Source organism: Brevibacterium sp. ACRRH (genome assembly GCF_022346365.1).
GTDB classification, from domain to species: Bacteria; Actinomycetota; Actinomycetes; order Actinomycetales; family Brevibacteriaceae; genus Brevibacterium; species Brevibacterium paucivorans.
In genome coordinates this window covers 13,341-32,392 of record NZ_JAKRMN010000001.1, presented here as the reverse complement: position 1 = coordinate 32,392, position 19,052 = coordinate 13,341, and the positions used below count along the sequence as shown (strand labels likewise).

Here is a 19,052-nt window from a genome sequence, read left to right as displayed (position 1 = left end):
TGGAGGCCTAGAATTATCTGGTGCTTTCAACCTACCGTGACATTCTGAGCCTGCCTGGGGCCTGGCGTTTTTCGTTCGCTGGGCTCATTGCGCGGTTCCCTATGGCCATTTTGGGCTTGGGGATCGTGCTTTTTGTGCAGGGTGTCACGGGGTCGTACGCGCTGGCTGGAGTTTTATCCGCCGTGTACATGGTGGCTGTCGCGATCGCGACCCCGTTTTTGGCCAAACTTGTCGACAAGCACGGTCAGTCAAGAGTCATGGTCCCGGTGACCTACGTACACCTTGTGGCCACGGTTGCTCTGATCGTCACTGTGTACGCGGACCTGTGGTGGCTTGTCTATCCGGTCACGGTGGTGACGGGGGCCAGTGTGGGTAGCGTGGGGTCGCTGGTACGTGCCAGGTGGTCGCACGTCGCTCCCACACCTCGGCAGTTTTCAACGGCACTGTCATGGGAGTCCGTTGCTGACGAGTTCCTGTTCATTGTGGGCCCGGTGTTGGTGACGGTGTTGGCCACTGCGGTGCAGCCGGCGTTGGGGATTATTGGGTCGTCGGTGGCGTTGGCCGTTGGCGCGACGTTGTATTACAGCCAAAAAGATACCGAACCGCCGGTCGCCAAGCACGACCCGACTGCGCCCAAAGGCAAAGTGATGTCGAACCCCGCAATTTTCGTTGTGGTGATGTCGCAGCTGTTCGTGGGGATCAACTTTGGTGCGCTGGACGTGGGCGCGGTCGCGTTTGCTGAAGAGCAGGGTTTGAAGTCCTTTGCCGGTGTTGCGCTTGGCGTGCATGCGATCGGTTCATTGTCGGCTGGGATCGTGTACGGGGCGATCACGTGGAAGAGCAAGGCGCGTATTCGGTTTGCGATTGCGCTGAGCGCGTTGGCGCTGGGCGGTTGGGCGCTCCAGCTTGCGACTTCGCAGTTGCTCTTGTGCATCATCATTTTCTTTGTAGGGTTGACCGTTGCGCCGTCCATCATTGCGGCGTCGACCATCATTGAGCAGTTCGCTCCCCTGTCCCGGCTCACTGAGGCGTTCGCGTGGATTGGGACACTCATGAGCGTGGGGGTCGCAGCCGGGTCAGTGCTAGCTGGAATTGCTGCTGATTCTTACGGCGCAAAGACTGCGCTTCTGATCCCAGCGTTGGGCTCATCGGTGGCTGCTCTGGTCGTGATTGTGTGCAACCAGGTGCTGGATCCGGGGTATAGGCGTCACCAGCGAGAAGTAGTTGAAACTGGTGAGTAACTTCACGTGACGTTTTATGACTTTTGGGTTTATATTGGAACCACCGCGGCGGTCAGGCTGAAAAGATGCATGGCTGTCGTGGTTTTTAATTTGGCGCCCCACCCTGAACTTCACTTTGCGCCACTCCGCTTGGGCCGTGAGGAGTTTCTCAACTCCATCCCTCATACTGGACATACACTGCCTATTTGATTGGAGACTCGCCATGACTCACAGGTCAGCACTTTCCCTACTGCTCAGCGCAGTTCTGACCTTGGCGATCGGTTCGTTCGGTTTGATGTCCGCATCGCCAGCCCTTGCTCACGACCAGCTGATCGGGTCCAACCCCAAAAACGGAGCCCAGCTGGACAAGCAACCCGAATGGCTCGAACTGGAGTTTTCCGGCAACATTCAAGAAGTCGGCACCGAAATCCAGGTCAATCACAACGGCAAAGACGTGTCTGCCGGTGAAATCGCGGTAGAAGGTCGCAAAGTCACCTCGGCACTTCCCGACGACCTTGAACCCGGCGACTACGAAGTCGTGTGGCGCGTGGTCAGCTCTGACGGCCACCCCATCAGCGGAACAGTGAAGTTCACCATCAAGGACAGCAACGCGGCCGGTGGAACCACCTCGGAAAACGAGGGCGACAACACCACAACCGAAGCCCCAGCCCAAGGCACCGGCGACAACAACGCAAGCGACGAAAACAAGGACAACGCAGGCGAAGCGAACGCAGACAGCACCGACGCCTCCGCTACTGCCGGCGAAGACAACAACGGCATGTCCCCGATCGCCTACGTGGCAATCGCCATTGGTGCAGTCGCCGTTGTGGCGCTGGTCATTGTGATGTTCCGTCGCAAAAGCCGCGGTCTCGAACAGTAGTCGCTAGCGCGTACCCTACTTCTTGGAGCACTCGCCCCGGTTCGGCAATACACTGCTGGACCGGGGCGAAGTCTGTGAGCGCGAAAACTTCGGCCACCTCGGCTCCGGCAACCCCGGCCAGCGCCGCGCGCCCAGCACCCACGTCACTGGCACGCAACTTCGCCTGCCCGCACACCACAATCACAGGAACCCCCGCAGCCCCGGCGCGCGCGATCACCGTGCCCGGCCCCTTGCCGCCCAGCGTCTGCTCATCGAATTGACCCTCGCCGGTGACCACAACGCTGGCGCGCGCCACCTGCTCGTCAAACCCCACCGCCGAGAGTACAAACTCGGCCCCGGACACTCGGTCAGCCCCCAGGCCCGCCATGAGCGCGAACCCCAGCCCACCCGCGGCTCCCGCGCCCGGCACATCCCGCACGCGCCCGGTCGGGTCCAGCTGGTCTGCCCACCGCGCCAACCGTTCCTCCAACCTGGCCACGGTTGCGGGGTCGGCGCCCTTCTGAGGCCCAAACACCTCGGCGGCCCCGCGGGGCCCAGTCAAAGGGTTGTCCACGTCGCACGCTACGGTGAAGGCGACGCCCGAGGTGTCCACCCCTGACTCTTTCACCGCCCTGAGTGCGCCACGGCCGCCATCACTTGTGGCCGACCCACCCACGCCAACCACGATCCGCGAACACCCGTACTCGATAGCGTGCGCGATCAGCTCGCCGGTACCGTACGTGTGCGCGTCCCACGCAGTTTGAGGTGACGGGTCCACCAGGTGCAGGCCGGACGCCTGGGCCATTTCAATGACGGCTGTGCCACCTGCCGTGCCACCGGCTGTCTCACGCAACGACGCCCACCGCGCGGTCACTGGCTGCCCCAACGGCCCGGTCACTTCCACCTGGTGCGCCTCATATCCGCAGGTCACCAACGCGTCCACGGTGCCCTCACCACCGTCGGCAAGAGGCAGTACCGTCACTTGGAAACCGGCCTCTTCGCACGGTCCGCGCAGGCTCTGCGCCACCTCGAGCGAGCCAATCGTCCCCTTAAACGCATCACTAGCAATGAGGATCATGTGTTCATTATGGTGCACGTCCGCAAGGCGCTAACGTAGAACCATGACTGTTCTTCCAACTGATGATTTCTTCCGTCACGTCAACGGCCAGTGGCTCGACACATATGAAATTCCGCAGGATCGGGCCGGGGACGGTCAGATGCGTCAGTTGCACGACGCCGCCGAGGTCGCAGTCCGTGACATTATTACCGGGCTTGGTAGCTCGGCCGGGGACGGGGCTGACGCACAGGCCGGTTCGGCTGAACCAGCGGGTTCGGCGGCACAGATGGTGTCCGACCTCTACGCCAGCTTCATGGATACCCAGACCATTGAAGATCGGGGCCTAGAACCACTCCAGCCTTTGTTTGACCTGGTGAAAGGCGCTAAGAACCACCAGGAACTCGCTCGCGTTTCCGGTGAACTGTACCTCCACGGGGTGAGCGGTGTGATCGCTGCATACGTGTCCCCGGACGCCATGAAGTCGGACACGTACGCCATGTACATGATGCAAGCCGGCATCAGTTTGCCCGATGAGTCGTACTACTCAGACGAACAGTACAGCGAGATCCGCACCAAGTTCGTGGAGCACATTGAGCGCCTGGCACAGCTCACCGACTTGGAAAAACACACCGGGTTCACCAGCTCTGATCTGGCCACTCACGTGTTGGCACTCGAAACCGACATGGCCTCCCACCACTGGGACCGGGTGGCTGTCCGTGACGCCCAAAAAACCTACAACCCGGTCACGCGTGCTGAACTCATTGAGCTCACGGAAGGCTTCGACATCAACGCCTGGCTCGACGCCTTGGGAGTTGACGACAGCGTAGACCACTTCATTGTGGGCCAGCCTTCCGCAATCACCGGCGACACTGACGTGTGGGCACAATCCGACCTTGAAGGGCTCAAGGCCTGGACGATCTACCAGATCCTCAGCAGCCGAACAGGGGCGTTGCCCGAAGCCGTTGTGGATGAGAACTTTGACTTCTTCTCCCGCACCCTGTCTGGAACTCCGCAGATCCGGGAACGCTGGAAACGTGGCGTCAGCCTGGTCGAAGGGTACCTGGGTGAGGTCGTAGGCAAGCTCTACGTTGAAAAGTACTTCCCACCAGAATCCAAAGACGCGATTCGTGAACTCGTCGACGCTCTCATCGAGGCATACCGCCAGTCGATCACCAACCTCGACTGGATGGGTGAAGAAACCAAGCAAAAAGCACTCACCAAACTCAGCCAGTTCACCCCCAAGGTGGGCTATCCCGACGTGTGGCGTGAGTACAACTTCGAGGTGAAGGCAGATGACCTCGCCGGCAACGTCGACCGCGCAACCGTCGCTGAAACCAAACGCCACATCGACCGAATCAACCAGCCTATTGACCCGCACGAATGGCTCATGAACCCCCAGACGGTCAACGCGTACTACCACCCCGTGCTCAACGAAATCGTGTTCCCGGCCGCCATTCTGCAACCCCCGTTCTTCGACGCCGATGGCCTGCCCGCCTCGAACTTCGGGGCGATCGGTGCGGTCATCGGTCACGAAATTGGCCACGGTTTTGACGACCAGGGATCTCGTTACGACGACACCGGAAACCTGGTGAACTGGTGGACTGACGAAGACCGCGAGCGCTTCACTGAGCGTGTACAGGGCCTTATCGACCAGTACGACGTTTTGGTCCCTGAAGGCCTGGAGCAATCCGATACCGTCAACGGGTCCCTCACGGTAGGCGAAAACATCGGCGACCTGGGCGGTCTGGGAATCGCGTGGAAGGCGCTCAACATCGCTTCCGACGGCAACGTATCCGAAGACGACGCTCGCGCGTTTTTCACCGCGTGGGCGGTCGCGTGGAAGTCTAAGTTCCGCGCGGAAGAACGCCGTCGCCGGCTCGCTGTTGACCCGCACTCCCCTGAAGAGTTCAGGTGCAACCAGGTGCTGAAGAACATGGACGCGTTCCACGAAACCTTTGGCACAAAACCGGGTGACGGCATGTGGCTGGACCCAGCCGAACGCGTCTCCATCTGGTAGGCCGGCCGTGAACGACCTCGGCGGAATCAACGCAGCCAGCGACCCCACCAACGCGGGCGCGGGCAACCGCGCCAACCCCACCAACAACCCCACCCCGGACCGTTTGCAGGAAACCCGCGAACACTGGGATGCGCGCTACCGGGAGTCTGACTCAATGTGGTCGGGCAAGGTCAACCACGCGCTGGAACAGGCACTCACGCGGGTGGGGCTGAACCCTGCCCCGCGACCGAACCTCCGGGCACTCGACCTGGGGTGTGGCGAAGGTGGCGACGCGCTGTGGCTAGCCAGCCAAGGCTACGCAGTCACCGGCGTTGACATCGCTCCCACGGCCATCGAACGCGCCCAGTCGCATGCACTCAGGCAGGGTGTCACGGCGACTTTTACCGCCTCGGACGCCGAATCCTGGCTTGCCAACCAGCACGCCGCCGGCGCCACATTTGACCTGATCACCGTGTCATTCCTCCACACCAACGTGGTGGAAGAACGCGAAGAACTCCTTCGCGCCGCCCGCACCCTGTTACACCCTGGTGGCGTGTTCCTCACCGTGTCCCACGCGCACATGCCACCCTGGGCGCGGAAAAACTTCACGGAGGCGGAATGGGAGGCTCGCACCCGCGCGCTACCAACGCTTCAGACTGAGCCGGCGCTACTTTCTGGTGAGGTTTTATTGGCCGAGGTGTGGGACCGGACCGTCGAAGACCCCAGTGGGCAGCCAGCAGTGTTGGAGGACCTGGTTGTGGCCGTGCGATGCCCGTAATTGGTATCACACGCCGCCAACCGGACTTACCGTACCTTTTTCGTTACGGTTGAAATATGAAGAAATTGAACGTGCGCACAGCGTTTCTGGCGGTTCCCGTCGCTGCTGCACTGGCTCTTGCCGGTTGCGGAGGTGGCGACGACCAGGGCGCAAAACAGACCACAGGTGACGAACAGGCTCCTGCCGACCAAGCAACAGAAGAGTCAAACGAATCCGTTGACGACAACGGTGTGACGTCGCTTGGCGACGATGACGACACAAACGAAAAGGGCGGATCGGTTGACGCTGCCAACGCGGCAATCGACACTGCTGAAGGTGAAGTGAAGGACTCGAAGGCGATCGGAATCGAATTCGAGGACGATGGAGCCTGGAAGGTCGACGTGCTTGCGGGCAGCAAGAAGACTAAAGTGAAAGTCTCTGCCGACGGTTCCGCCGTTGAAGGCAAGGACGATGAGGAAAAGGCCGACTCCAAGGACAAGAACGCCGCGTCGGTTGTCCGTCAGACCCTCAAGGAAGCGATCGCATCAGCGACCCGCCACACCCCAGGAACCGTTGACGAAGCCGAGCTCTCCTCCGACGGAAACGTTCACTGGGAAGTCAAGGTTTACCCCAAGGGCAAGACCGAATCCGTGAAGTTCAAGATCCACCACCGTTCCGGCGACATCATCAAGAAGTAGGCCCGGAGCGGTCAGCAACGGCCGGGCGGTTGACTGCTGGCGGATGCGCAGCGGGTTAGATCTGCGAATGCACTAAGCGCGCAAACCGCTCAATGAGGTCCTGCCACGTGGCAAGTGTGGACCACTGGAGTCCGGGCGCCTGTCCTTGAGCCTGTCCTTCAGCGTCCTGGCCCCCAGGTGCCTGGCTCTCAAGCGTTGCCGAGGTCGAAGGTTCAGTAAGTTCTGTGCCTTCGGCTTCGGCTTTTTTGCGTGTCTGCTGTTTGCGCAAAACGGGTTCGATTTCGCGAATGGGAATGTAGGACGTGCCACCCTCGTCATAGCGAACCACCCGCGAAAACAGGCGGTCGCGGGCCACTACATCGTTGACGGTCACGTCATACACCGGCCCAGCTGAGACCTGTTGTTCGCTATCCAACGAGGCAACTGAGAAGTCCGTGGACTCCAAAGAAGCCTGCCACGGATGTTCTTCAGCCTTCTCTTGTGAGCTGAGCAAAGTGGCGACGTTTCCAATGGCCACAACGGGAACGGACGCACCCGTAGCGTCACTGAGAAGTTCAAGAACCTGTTCGTTGACCTCTGTGACCTCGGGGGTGTCATACCCCACCACCACAAGACCTGCGTAACCGGTCAGAGGAGGCAGAAGCTCCCCGGTAGTCGAGTCTGCAATCGTCACATCTACGCCCAGGTTACGGAGGTGTTCAAGCGACTTCTCATAGAAGATGTCGCCACCTGTGCGCACCAAAAGAACAGGCGTGTTCACACCCGATTCGCTCAGCGTCTGCGCTGGCTTCCGCTCTCCTGCCTCTACGCTCAAAGGAAGCATGTTCTGGGCAACGGGGGCCGGGCACGCCACGTACGGGGTAAACGCCATGGGCCACACAATTGTGCGGTTGAAGTCCAGGATCACGCCACCGGATTGGTCAGGGACCCCCAAATTCAAACGGCGCCACTCAGGCGTGGTGACTCCGTTGGTGTAGTCGTAAAAGTTGATGTAGAGGCCGTTGCTCACCGACCCAGAAGCTAACAGCGTGTGCTGGTGCCCGCCCAGTTCAAACGTCACCGTGCCCGGGAAGGTTTCCGTGCGATCCAAACCAGGTGTAGCGGTTCCGATGCGGTGCGCCTGTGGCTGATCAAACGCCTCAAACGTCCCCTGCACCGTCCACGACCTGTCCAGTGGGAACGTGGGAACGTCGATGAACCGCGAAAGCAGAGGCGCTTTGGAGTCCCGCTTTCGCAACGCCACGTACCCCTCACGGTTGAGGAGTTCAACGACTACATCGCCACACAACAACCAGTTGAAACCGGTGTTCAACGACACCCGGGCACTAAACGTGTCCTCTTTGGTGTGCGTTGCTGAAACCAGCGACGAATCCGGGGCGTCAGTAACCTCCAAGGACGTAGCCGTTGGGCCCACAGTGTGTCCGGGGTCCACTTTAAAGTGCATCCACGTGCCGTCAAACGTGAACTCACCGGGAAGGTCAAACCAGCGACCCGACTGCCCCGGCTGCACCCACTGGATTGCGGTGATGCTCAGAGCACCAAAACGGGTAGCCAAATCAGCCACGCGCGCGTCATGCCACGCGTGCCATTCAGACGTCAGCTGAGCGGTTAAAAACACGGCACCTCACTCGTGTTAAAGCAACTTCTTCTACCCTACCCGGAGCACATGTCTGACGCACCGTTACCTGGTGAGCCGGCGTCCCACAACCATGTACGTAAACGCGAGCGCCAACAAACACGCGGTAGCCACGGCAACCGCAACGTAGCCCACACGGAAACCAGAACCGTCAACCAAGTTGCCCACGACCGCGCTTGCCGTAGCCTGCCCCACGGTGACCGCGGTCGCCATCATCGACATCACTGCAGTGGTACGGCCAGTCGGTGCCACCTCGGCGGCAATTGAATACAGCGTCACCAGAGCGGGCCCAATCCCGGTACCCATCACCAACAACGCCCCCACCAAACCGGGCATGCCAGGAACCAGATTCAGGATGGCGGCACCAGACACCGCGATCATCCCCGCGACCGCCCAGCGCGCGACCAAGGTGACGCGGTCTGGCAGAGCCACCACCGAAAACGCGAACAGCGCCGAGGTCACGCCCATCACGCCGTACAGAAGACCCGTGGCATCGGCCCGGCCCTGCGTTTCCATGAAGCTGGTGACGCTGGTGAGCGTGGAACCGAAGAACAGCCCAATCGACAGCATGCCCGCCACGGGCACCATCACGCGGGGCGCCAGGAGCGCTCCCATGGGGGCTGCCGTGGGTTGGGTGGGGGTGCCGTCGCCGAGGTCGTCCACCCTGGCCGTGGCCCGTCCCGTTGAGTACACCGACGAAGGGTGGAAGGCGATGCCTAAAACACCCAGTGCGGTCAGGATCGCGGCGGCGTCAAGTGGCACCACTACACCCGTGAGGGTGGCGATGATACCCACGACCACGGGGCCCAGGACGAAAACGAGTTCGTCGGTCATGGATTCATAGGACAGGACCGCGTTGGTCACGCGAGTGGGGACGTCGTCGTTGAAGTTGTGACGCAGGGCTTGGAGCCAGCGTGAGCGCACCATCGACGTGGCTTGAGGTTGTGTACACCCAATGCACAGGGCGGCTACGCAGATGAGCAGGACGTTGGGTTGTGTGTCGCTTGCGCGTAGCGCCCAACCTAGACCCAACAGGCTGGCCGCGTTGGTGACGGCGGTGAAAATCAGGATTGGGCGTTGGCCGTGTTTGTCGGCCAGGATGCCGTAAATGGGCCCGGACACGGCGGTTCCTACACCAACCAGGGCGGCGGCAATGCCGGCAATCCCGTAGCTGTGGGTCACCACTGAGACGGATGTCATCACTGCCACCACGGACATGGCGAATGGCAGTTTCGCTAAAAGAGCGAGGGGGAAGAAGGTCCACCCCACGATGCGAACAAGCTGAGCAATCACGGTTCACTAGGCTATACGTATGACTCAATCAACTGAAACACTTGCACACGATTACGCGCGCGACCTCATGAGCGTGGTGAAAGCGTCACCGTCGTCGTATCACGCCGCCGCTCATGTTCGGGACCGATTGGCTGGCCAGGGCTTTCAGATACTTGACGAAGCGCAGACCTGGGATTTGGTTCCGGGAGGACGCTACGTGGTTGTCCGCGACGGTGCGGTCATGGCGTTTGTTCTTCCCAAAACTGTTGCGGGAAATGTTGCGAAAAACACAGGTGGTGTAGGGGCTGAGGGTGGCTCTGGTGCTTCTGCTGGCGGGGCTGGCGCTAGGGGTGCGCCGGTTTTTCGCGTCATTGGTGCTCACACAGACTCACCTGCGTTCAAATTGGCTCCAAAGTCTGACTTCACTAACGCTGGTGCCGCACAGGTGGGCGTGGAGATCTACGGCGGACCGTTACTGAATTCGTGGTTGGATCGTGAACTGGTGTTCGCGGGACGTCTTGCTTTGCGTGACGGCACTACTGCTTTGGCGTCGACGGGGCCGGTGGGGCGTATTCCGCAGCTGGCGATCCACTTGGATCGCGGAGTCAACGATGGCCTCAAGCTGGATAAGCAGCGCCACACTCAACCTGTGGTGGGCCTAGAACCGGTTGAGCTGGAGAAGCTGTTGGCGCAGTCCGCTGGCGTCGACCCGGAGGACGTCCTGGGCCACGATATCTACACATGCGCGGCCCAGGAACCTGCACTGTTTGGTGCGCACAACGAGTTTCTCGCCTCTCCGCGTCTGGACAACCTGGTCAGTGTTCACGCGGGAATGTGTGCGATTGAAAAGCTCACCGACCCCACCGACATTGTGATGCTTGCGGCCTTTGACCATGAGGAAGTGGGGTCCGGGACACGGTCCGGCGCGTGTGGCCCCATGCTTGCTCAGGTCACCGAACGCATTGTGTATGGCATGGCTTCTGCCTGGGGGTACCAGGGAGAGGAACCCGGCACGTACATGCGCAGTCTTGCTGGTTCTGTGTGCGTCAGCTCTGACACTGGTCACGCTGTTCACCCCAACTATCCAGAGCACCACGACCCACGCATCACCCCGCTCCTGGGGCGCGGACCACTCCTGAAACTCAATGCGCAACAGCGCTACGCCTCGGACGCGGTGGGTGCTGCGGTGTGGGCCAAGGCGTGCGAGGACGCCGGTGTTGCCTACCAGGACTTCGTGTCAAACAACAACATGCCGTGCGGTTCCACAATTGGGCCACTCACCGCCACGCGCTTAGGTATGACCACGGTGGATGTGGGAGCAGCCTTGTGGAGTATGCACTCGGCCCGCGAAATGATCGCGGTCAGTGACATCGCTGACATGGTGGCGGTTCTGTCTGCGTTTGTGCGGGGTTAGTTGCGGTTCTGGACGCTGAGCTCGTTCAACTGTTCGCGTAGCGTGTGGGCATCCGTGGCCGGTTGCAGGCAACGGGTGCCCACGCACACCACGGCGGCACCTGCCCCGGCATCATCACTGGTGTCCACAACAGGCTGAGACGGATGCGCATACGCAATCCGCGCCAGCTCCGGATCCCTGGTGCTCACCCGCGGCACGTTCATACGCATCGCCACATACGCCTGCCACCCGGCAGCCCTGGGGGTGCTTTGCATGAACGGATGGCCCACCGTCAGCAACTCCCGCGCCAACTGGGCTGCCCCTCCCCCAGTCTCCGGTGACAGGACAGACACAAGGAGGGCCACCTCGGCGAACGCGGTGCGACCACACGGAACCACAGAATCAGCTGGGTTTGCCCCCGAGGCGGGCACCAGCGAGTCAGGTGCGTGATCGTGAACGTGCCCGTCACGCACGAACAACCCGCGTGCGGTGTCGAACAACTCTTCGATCAGAGGTAGCAAGCGCGCATGTGTCAGCTCATGCGTCCCAAGCCCCACCACTTGATGCAGCTCCAGCAAGGCGCGGATCAGTGCCGCATAGTCAGCGAGTCCGGCAGCGCTGGGCCCCGGTTTCCCGTCGGTGGTGGACCGCAACAGTCGCTCGCAGACGCGATTGTTGTCCAGCACGCTCTGCACCGTGGCGGCACCGGCGTCAACCAGCTCAGACGCACCCAATACCAGACCCGCACGTACCAACGCGACCGCGGCCCTACAGGCGTCCTCAGTGATCAGCTTGTTATCCCGTTTAGGCGGAGTGCGCGTCTCCTGCAGCGCCCGCAGGTGCTCAATCACGGGCTGAACATCGCAGCGACCTTGTCGACCTCCGGCAGCACCAGAGTCTTCACTACCCGCGACATCGACACCCCGCCCGGGCGCAATCAACGCGCACCGGTCCTCCCCCGCCTCAACACCACTGTGCGGAAACTCCACTAGGGCAAAGTAGTCACTCGCGTTTGCCACCTGGGCCAGCGCCTGTTCCACTTGCGAGCGCGTAAACGTGTAGAACGCGCCCTCCACGCTCTCTGCGCCCAGTGGCGAATCCGCATCCAACGCGGTCGCCAGCCCTCCCCCTGGCAGGCGCATATCGGCGAGGAGGAAGCGGGCGGTGGCAACGACCTCGGCGCGGGCCACTTCCGTGTGCGCACTGTGCGGGTCACGCGCGTGCTCCCACACCAGCCACGCGCTCACCGCCGACAAATACGCAGCATTGTCACTGAGCATCTTTTCGAAGTGCGGCACGTGCCACTGCGCGTCCGTACTGTACCGGGCGATCCCGCCCCGCAACTGGTCACGCATGCCACCAGCGGCGATGTTGTGCAGCGTGGTACGCACCATGGTCAGCGCGTTGTCGTCGAAGTCCGCCCGCTGCATGAGCGCCTGCAGGACCATCGACGGTGGGAACTTTGGAGCCCCGCCGAATCCGCCGGACACCGGGTCGAAACGGTCGGCCAGTTGTTCACTCCAGGCGGTGAGTTCCTCAGGCGGGATGGCTGGGACGGCTGGCTGGTCGGCAGTGACGTTAGTGGTGAGGTTGGCAAGTTCCCTTTCCGGCACCGAGGCGGTCGTCGAGTCCGCGACCGCCACCAACTGGGTGCGTAGCCGGTGGGTGATGGCACTGATCTGTTCTTGCTGGTCACGCCATGTGTTGGTGACCGCTTGGAGGACCTGGATGAAGGTGGGGAGGCCGCGGCCGGTGTGCGACGGGAAGTAGGTGCCGGCGAAGAACGGAACGCCTTGGTGGTCGGTGAACGCGTTGAGTGGCCATCCGCCCTGCCCGCGCAAGGCTTGGAGCGCGTTCATGTAGAACTCGTCCACATGAGGCAACTCTTCGCGGTCGATTTTGATGGCCACAAAGTTGTCGTTAAGCACTTTCGCCACGGCCGGATCAGAAAAGGATTCGCGCGCCATGACATGGCACCAATGACATGTGGAGTAGCCGATCGACACCAACACCGGCACATTGCGGGCACGGGCCTGATCAAAGGCCTCCGGGCCCCACATGTGCCAGTTCACTGGCTGGTGGGCGTGGGATTGCAGGTAGGGGCTGGTGGACGTGTGTAGGGCGTTCGCATCCATACCCGTAGCCTACTGACCTGGCCCGCGGGTCACACCCGTTACGCTTCTACGCCCAGTTGGTCACGCGGGCGTTGTCGTTGTTGCCAGCGCCACGTGACAGCAGGATCGCGATGACTGCCACGGATGAACACGCCGCCAAGAACAGGGCCGCTGCCCACACGGCTCCGTCTAACGCGTTGATGAGCGCCAGCACGATCATGGGCGAGAAACCGGCCACGATCGCACCGTTGGCCTCGCGTGCCAGCGCCATTCCAGAGAAGCGGTGTTCGGGCGGGAACAGGTTGGCCATGAACGCGCCCTGTGAACCGGAAGTTCCGGCAATCACCACTCCGAATCCAAGGCCCACCGCCAAGGTGGCGCTGGGCACCGTGCCCATCTGCAGGAGTTTGAGGAATGGGTAGGCGTAAACGAGTCCCAGGGCCGAGGCGGTTGCCAGGACCGTGCCCGCCCCGAACCTATCCGAGGCCCACCCGGCAAATGGCGTGGTCACAACGGCGACAAGGGTCCCCACGGTGACGGCCACAAGGGCATCCGAACGGCTCATGCCCACATATGGGCTGGTCAGGTAAAACACACTAAACGACGCAATCAGGTAGACGAGTGCGCTGTGGCCGAACATGCCAAAGAACCCAAGCAGAACGCCCTTGAGGTCCGTGCGCAAGAGTTCTTTGATTGGCACTTTGTTTTCGGCCTGCTGCTTTTCAGCGATTTCCTGTGACGCTACGTACTCAGGGGTTTCTTCCAGTTGCGCGCGAATGTAAAGCGCCACAAAGAACAGCAGTGCCGATGCCAAGAACGGCAAACGCCATCCCCACGAAATGAACGTGTCCTCCGGAAGGTGCGACGCCCAAAGGAACGCACCGGTCGCGAGGACAATGCCAAGTGGTGGCATGGACAGAATGAAACCGGTGAACCAGCCCCTGCGTTTTGGCGAGGTGTATTCGGCCACCACGGTGATCGCACCCGTGAGTTCGGCTCCGGCACCAAACCCTTGGATGAACCGGAACAGCACCAGCAGGATAGGAGCAAACACACCAATAGCGTGGGCGGTGGGCAACAACCCGATTCCCACGGTTGCCACCGCCATGAGAATGATGGTGAGCAACATGGCGGGCTTCCGGCCATAACGGTCACCGATGTGCCCGATCACCACACCTCCGAGCGGACGCGCCAAGAAGCCAACCGCGAACGTCGCGAAGGTGCTCAACCCTGCTGCCGCACTCAAGTGTCCGGGGAAGAACAGTGGAGCAATCACCAGACCCGCAGCCGCGCCGTAAAGAGCGTAGTCGTACCACTCGATCAACGTTCCCGCGATCGACGCGACCAACGCTTTGACCGCTCCCGGTGACATTCCACCTTTACCTTCTGTCACCTCGGCGGGCGCTACAGGCTGATTCATTCCACCCTCTTCACACATAGAAATAGTTCTGCAGAATCTTATACGTAGCGTTTTCTGTTTAGTTAAGCTGGTCACATGTCGACCATTATTCTGTTCCACTCAGCGCTGGGGCTTGACCAGGGAATGCACCGCATGGCGGATGTCCTCAAAGATGCCGGGCACACCGTCCACCTTCCAGATTTCTACGACGGAAACGTGTTTACTGAAACCGCGGACGGCCTTGCCTACCGCGACGACGTGACGTTCCCTGAGCTGGCCAAACGCGCGTCAGCTGCGGTGGATGAGATCGTCGCTGATTCGTCAGCTGAACGCTTCATTTTTGGTGGCTTTTCGCTGGGTGCCGCCATGGCGCAGAGCTTTGGGAAGCGTCACCCGCAAGCAGCCGGCGCACTGTTGTTCCACGCGGGCGGAACACCCAAACCCACCAGCTGGCAGGCGTCAGTCACGCTCCAGATCCACCACACGGTTGGCGACCCGTTCTACGACGAGGGCCAGCCGGAGCTGTTAGTGAAATGCGCAGCAGAAGCGGGTGCGCATGCCAGCCACTTCGTCTACCCAGGCAAGGCACACCTTTTCGCCGACCCCACCAAAGACGAATACGACGAAGAACTCGCCACCCTCATGTGGGAACGAGTCCTCGCATTCGTCAACACACACTGACCGCACGCGTCACCAAATGTGGGATTGCACACCCCCGCTTAGCCATTTTGACGTTGAGCATTAGGATTGACTGGATAGGGAAAACAGGGCACGCGCAGTGACATGCACAGTTGCTCGCGCAGTTCCACCGCCCTGTTAACCGCAAACCTACTCGACGCAAGAATTGAACGGACGCTTTTGAACGGCAGAACTCCCGGCAATACGACCTTCCGGCACAACAACGTAGCGCTTTTGGGGATAGCGGAAACAACTGCCCCCAACCCGGTTTCCTCCGAATCATTCGACGAGCAGCTGGCCTCAACTCTCAAGCGTTTGCACCTCCCGCAGGGGCTGCTTCAGCGGGTCGCCGGAGTGGATTACCGACGCAACTGGGACAACCCGCACGACTTCATCTCAGGAGCCGTCGACGCCGGTAAAAAAGCCCTCGAACGCGCTCAGGTCGACGCAGACCAGATCGGCGTCATGATCAACACGTCCGTGACCCGTGAAACTCTCGAACCTTCCGTCGCGGTGTCCATTCACCACGGAATCGGGTTACCCACCTCGGCCATGAACTTCGACATTGCCAACGCGTGTTTAGGGTTCGTCAACGGGATGACCGTGGTGGCCACCATGATCGACTCTGGCCAAATCGACTACGGCCTGGTTGTCGCAGGTGAAGACGCCTCCCGCGTCCAACAAGCCACCCTGAAGCGCCTATCCCAAGACGACATCACGCGCGAGGAATACCTCAACGAGTTCGCCTCGCTCACCCTGGGATCCGGCGCAGCAGCCGCCGTGCTGGGCCCTGCCGACCGCCACCCCGAAGGCCACCAGGTCCTGGGCGGAGTGACCCGCGCAGGCACGTGGAACCACGAACTGTGCGTAGGCGACCACAACGGCATGTTCACCGACGCTACCGGCCTACTGTCCAACGGCATGGAACTGGTCATTAACGCGTGGAACGAAGCCCACGAAGACGGCTGGGACTGGAACGACATGACCATGTACGTCACCCACCAGGTGTCCAAGATCCACACCAACGAGATGGCCAAAACCGCTAGCTTGGACCTCGACCGCATGCCCATCACCTTCCCTGAACTCGGCAATGTGGGGCCGGCGTCACTGCCCATCACACTGGCCCGCAAAGTTGACGAGCTCAAATCGGGCGACCGTATCCTGGCCATGGGCGTTGGGTCCGGTCTCAACACCGCAATGACTGAAATCGTCTGGTAAAACAAACCGTCGAAAGGCAGGACGTGTCCCACCCTTCACAGGCGGCGTTCGGAGCCGCACCGGCAACCACCCCACCTGACCTGGCCGAATGGGACCCACAGTGGTCACGCGTCGTAACGGTGCCCACCTTCGATGGCGAACGTTCGTTCCACGTCCTCGACACCCTGCCCGCGTTGCGTGAGCGCGGCCTCGAGCCCACCGGAACGATCGTCGCTCTGCACGGAAACCCCACATGGTCGTACTTGTGGCGTCGCCTGGCCCGGGCCACAGTGGACGCAGCGGGTCAACCCGGAGCGCGCACCTGGCGCGTCATCGCCCCCGACCAGCTGGAAATGGGGTACTCGGAACGCATCGAGCATTCCAACCTGCCCACGCCGCTGGGTGACGATCCCACGCAGCGCCGCATCGCGCAGCGTGTCGCGGACTTTGACGCTGTCATCTCAGAGTTGACCGCCGAGGTGTCCGCCACCTCGGGCGCGGACCACCCCCTGGTCACGCTGGGACACGACTGGGGCGGGGTGCTGTCGCTGACCTGGGCGGCCCGCAACCAAGACCGCGTCGCCGCCGTCATGACCCTCAACACCGCGGTATGGCACGACGACAACGAAAACATTCCCGCGGCCCTGCGCGCGGCACTCACCGGCCCGGTTTTGCCGTACTCCACCGTGCGCACGGATGCCTTCCTTCGCGCCACCTTGGCGCTGTCGAACTCCATGCCGGCCGAGGTCGCAAACGCCTACCGCTCTCCGTACCAGACGGCCGCCCAACGCCACGGAATCGGTCAGTTCGTCGCGGACATTCCAGCCACCTCGGACCACCCGTCACACGGTGAGCTGCAAGAGCTGGCCCGCGACATCGCCACGATTGAAGCGCCGGCGTTGATTCTGTGGGGCCCCAAGGACCCGGTTTTCCAAGAGCGGTACCTGCGAGACTTGCGCGAGCGACTCCCCCAGGCCGATATTCACCGGTTCGAGCGCACCAACCACTTGTTCGCTGAAGATGTGGACTACGCGTCGACGGTTCTGCAGTGGCTTGAGGCCACGCTTCCGGCTGATGGGCAAGCAACGCAGGACGTGCAGGCTGTGCAGGCTACACAGGACGTGCACGACGTACCCATGATCTTTGACGCCTTGGACGCCCGTCACACTGACCCATCCGTGGCCAGCGTAGACATGAGCAAGGACCAGGCGATCAGCTGGGCGCAGCTGAGCCACGTGGTTGACGCGATCGCGTTGAGCCTTCAGGAGAAGGGGCTCAAGCGCGGCGACCGTGTGAGCCTTTTGGTGCCTCCTGGCAACAACCTCACCGCCGCCGCGTACGCGGTGCTCAAGGCCGGAGGTGTCGTGGTTGTTGCCGACGCCGGCTTGGGTGCGGCTGGCATGACGCGGGCGGTGAAGGCGTCGGATCCGCAATGGATTATTGGTGAGGTGCCCGGTCTGACCCTGGCCCGAGGTGCCGGCTGGCCTGGGCGCCGAATTTCAGTGACCCCGCTCAACGCACTCACGCGCCGCCTGTTGGGGGTTGAGACGTCGATGACTGAAATGTCGCGTCGCTGGGTCAAGTCGCACGAAAAGATCCAAACCCCGCGCCTGGACGACGACGCGGCCGTGCTGTTTACCTCCGGTTCTACCGGCCCGGCCAAGGGTGTGCGTTACACGCACCGAGCGCTGGGTGCCTTGGCCACGGTTCTCAAACGTCATTTCGACGTCAAACCGGGTACCGGCCTGGTGGCTGGGTTCCCGCCGTTTGCGCTGTTGGGGCCGGGAATTGGCGCCAGCTCTGTGACTCCGAACATGTCTGTGACCAAGCCGCGCACGCTCACGGCGCGCGCCCTGGCCGAGGCGGTCGCCGCCGGGTCCTGCACCATGGTTTTCGCGTCCCCGGCCGCCTACACCAATGTTGCGGCAACCGCTGATGAGCTCACTGACGAACAACGCGAAGCGTGCGCCGGTGTCGAGATGGCGCTGTCTGCTGGCGCGCCCGTTCCGCTTGACCTCATGCGGAAGATCAAGTCTGTGTTCCCCAACGCGTCCGTTCACTCGCCATACGGCATGACGGAAGGTCTGTTGCTAGCCGACATCACTGCCGAAGGCGTGGCAGAAGCGAAGGAAGCGGCTAATGATCACGGCGTGTGCGTGGGTCGCCCGATCGAAGGCGTGCGTTTTGCGATCGCCCCGATTCTTCCTGACGGTTCCCCGTCCGATGAGCTGGTTGAACTCTCTTCGTCTGCGGCTTCTGAAGCTGTGGGGGTCTTGGGTGAGTTCGTGGTGTCAGCCGATCACATCAAGTCAGGCTACGACCGCCTGTGGCTCACCGATATCGAATCAAAACGCGACACGGCAGGTGGCCACACATGGCACCGCACCAACGACATTGGTCACGTGGACGCGCAGGGGCGCATCTGGGTCGAAGGGCGCACACAGCACATTGTGACCACGCCTTATGGGCCAGTGGCGCCCGGAGGTGTCGAAGCCGTTGTGGACACGGTGCCTGGGGTTTCGCGCAGTGCCGTGGTGGGTGTTGGGCCACACGGTAACCAAGCACTCGTCGTTGTTTTGGAGCGCACAGGTGAGATGAAACCGGGCCTGGCCGGCCTCGACATCACCGAACAGATCCGAGAAACCGTACTCGAGAAGTGCGACTTAGATGTGGCGGCTGTACTTGTGGCCAAGGACTTCCTTACCGACATCCGCCACAACTCCAAGATCAACCGCGAACAGCTACGCGCATGGGCCGAGGCCCAGCTGGGGTGAAA

The 19,052-nt window shown here is 61.6% G+C and carries 14 protein-coding genes; 9 read left to right on the top strand and 5 right to left on the bottom strand.

The window, feature by feature from the left end:
* Positions 1–20 precede the first annotated feature (20 nt).
* On the top strand, positions 21–1,241 hold the full coding sequence (locus tag MHX53_RS00140) for an MFS transporter (protein WP_239270812.1): 1,221 nt from the start codon (positions 21–23) through the stop codon (positions 1,239–1,241).
* Between the two features lie 202 nt (positions 1,242–1,443).
* Positions 1,444–2,100: a copper resistance protein CopC gene (locus tag MHX53_RS00135; RefSeq protein WP_239270811.1), complete on the top strand. Its 657-nt coding sequence runs from the start codon at positions 1,444–1,446 to the stop codon at positions 2,098–2,100.
* On the opposite strand, the gene MHX53_RS00130 is transcribed toward MHX53_RS00135, so the two are convergent.
* Positions 2,057–3,157, bottom strand: a complete 1,101-nt coding sequence (locus MHX53_RS00130) for a glycerate kinase (RefSeq protein ID WP_239270810.1) — start codon at positions 3,155–3,157, stop codon at positions 2,057–2,059. The two genes, MHX53_RS00135 and MHX53_RS00130, sit on opposite strands and share 44 nt — an antisense overlap.
* Positions 3,158–3,200: 43 nt before the next feature.
* On the opposite strand from MHX53_RS00130, the gene MHX53_RS00125 reads away from it, so the two are divergent.
* The 3 genes from MHX53_RS00125 to MHX53_RS00115 are packed head-to-tail and all read left to right on the top strand — an operon-like array spanning position 3,201 to position 6,587.
* Positions 3,201–5,153, top strand: a complete 1,953-nt coding sequence (locus tag MHX53_RS00125; RefSeq protein ID WP_239270809.1) for a M13-type metalloendopeptidase — start codon at positions 3,201–3,203, stop codon at positions 5,151–5,153.
* 7 nt (positions 5,154–5,160) lie between these two features.
* The gene (locus MHX53_RS00120; RefSeq protein WP_239270808.1) at positions 5,161–5,910 is read left to right on the top strand and encodes a class I SAM-dependent methyltransferase; all 750 of its coding nucleotides are present in this window, start codon (positions 5,161–5,163) and stop codon (positions 5,908–5,910) included.
* Between the two features lie 56 nt (positions 5,911–5,966).
* Entirely contained in the window at positions 5,967–6,587 is a 621-nt protein-coding gene (locus MHX53_RS00115) for a PepSY domain-containing protein (protein WP_239270807.1), read from the top strand.
* Between the two features lie 55 nt (positions 6,588–6,642).
* Here the strand turns inward: MHX53_RS00115 and MHX53_RS00110 are convergent, their stop codons facing one another.
* Complete coding sequence (locus tag MHX53_RS00110; RefSeq protein WP_239270806.1) at positions 6,643–8,205, bottom strand: DUF1684 domain-containing protein; 1,563 nt, start codon at positions 8,203–8,205, stop codon at positions 6,643–6,645.
* 63 nt (positions 8,206–8,268) lie between these two features.
* Positions 8,269–9,516 carry an MFS transporter gene (locus MHX53_RS00105; RefSeq protein WP_239270805.1) on the bottom strand — a complete coding sequence of 416 codons (1,248 nt, stop codon included), beginning with the start codon at positions 9,514–9,516 and terminating at the stop codon, positions 8,269–8,271.
* Between the two features lie 19 nt (positions 9,517–9,535).
* On the opposite strand from MHX53_RS00105, the gene MHX53_RS00100 reads away from it, so the two are divergent.
* Positions 9,536–10,909, top strand: coding sequence for a M18 family aminopeptidase (locus MHX53_RS00100; RefSeq protein WP_239270804.1), 1,374 nt, complete (start codon positions 9,536–9,538; stop codon positions 10,907–10,909).
* On the opposite strand, the gene MHX53_RS00095 is transcribed toward MHX53_RS00100, so the two are convergent.
* Together MHX53_RS00095 and MHX53_RS00090 are read right to left on the bottom strand one after the other, a co-directional pair.
* The gene (locus MHX53_RS00095; protein WP_239270803.1) at positions 10,906–13,023 is read right to left on the bottom strand and encodes a DUF255 domain-containing protein; all 2,118 of its coding nucleotides are present in this window, start codon (positions 13,021–13,023) and stop codon (positions 10,906–10,908) included. The genes MHX53_RS00100 and MHX53_RS00095 overlap by 4 nt on opposite strands.
* A gap of 46 nt (positions 13,024–13,069) precedes the next feature.
* Positions 13,070–14,422 carry an MFS transporter gene (locus MHX53_RS00090; RefSeq protein WP_239270802.1) on the bottom strand — a complete coding sequence of 451 codons (1,353 nt, stop codon included), beginning with the start codon at positions 14,420–14,422 and terminating at the stop codon, positions 13,070–13,072.
* A gap of 75 nt (positions 14,423–14,497) precedes the next feature.
* On the opposite strand from MHX53_RS00090, the gene MHX53_RS00085 reads away from it, so the two are divergent.
* The 3 genes from MHX53_RS00085 (at position 14,498) to MHX53_RS00075 (ending at position 19,050) form a co-directional block, all read left to right on the top strand.
* The gene (locus MHX53_RS00085) at positions 14,498–15,082 is read left to right on the top strand and encodes a dienelactone hydrolase family protein (protein ID WP_239270801.1); all 585 of its coding nucleotides are present in this window, start codon (positions 14,498–14,500) and stop codon (positions 15,080–15,082) included.
* Positions 15,083–15,259: 177 nt separating this feature from the next.
* On the top strand, positions 15,260–16,297 hold the full coding sequence (locus MHX53_RS00080) for a 3-oxoacyl-ACP synthase III (RefSeq protein ID WP_239270800.1): 1,038 nt from the start codon (positions 15,260–15,262) through the stop codon (positions 16,295–16,297).
* Positions 16,298–16,320: 23 nt separating this feature from the next.
* Positions 16,321–19,050: an alpha/beta fold hydrolase gene (locus MHX53_RS00075; protein ID WP_239270799.1), complete on the top strand. Its 2,730-nt coding sequence runs from the start codon at positions 16,321–16,323 to the stop codon at positions 19,048–19,050.
* Positions 19,051–19,052: the final 2 nt, after the last annotated feature.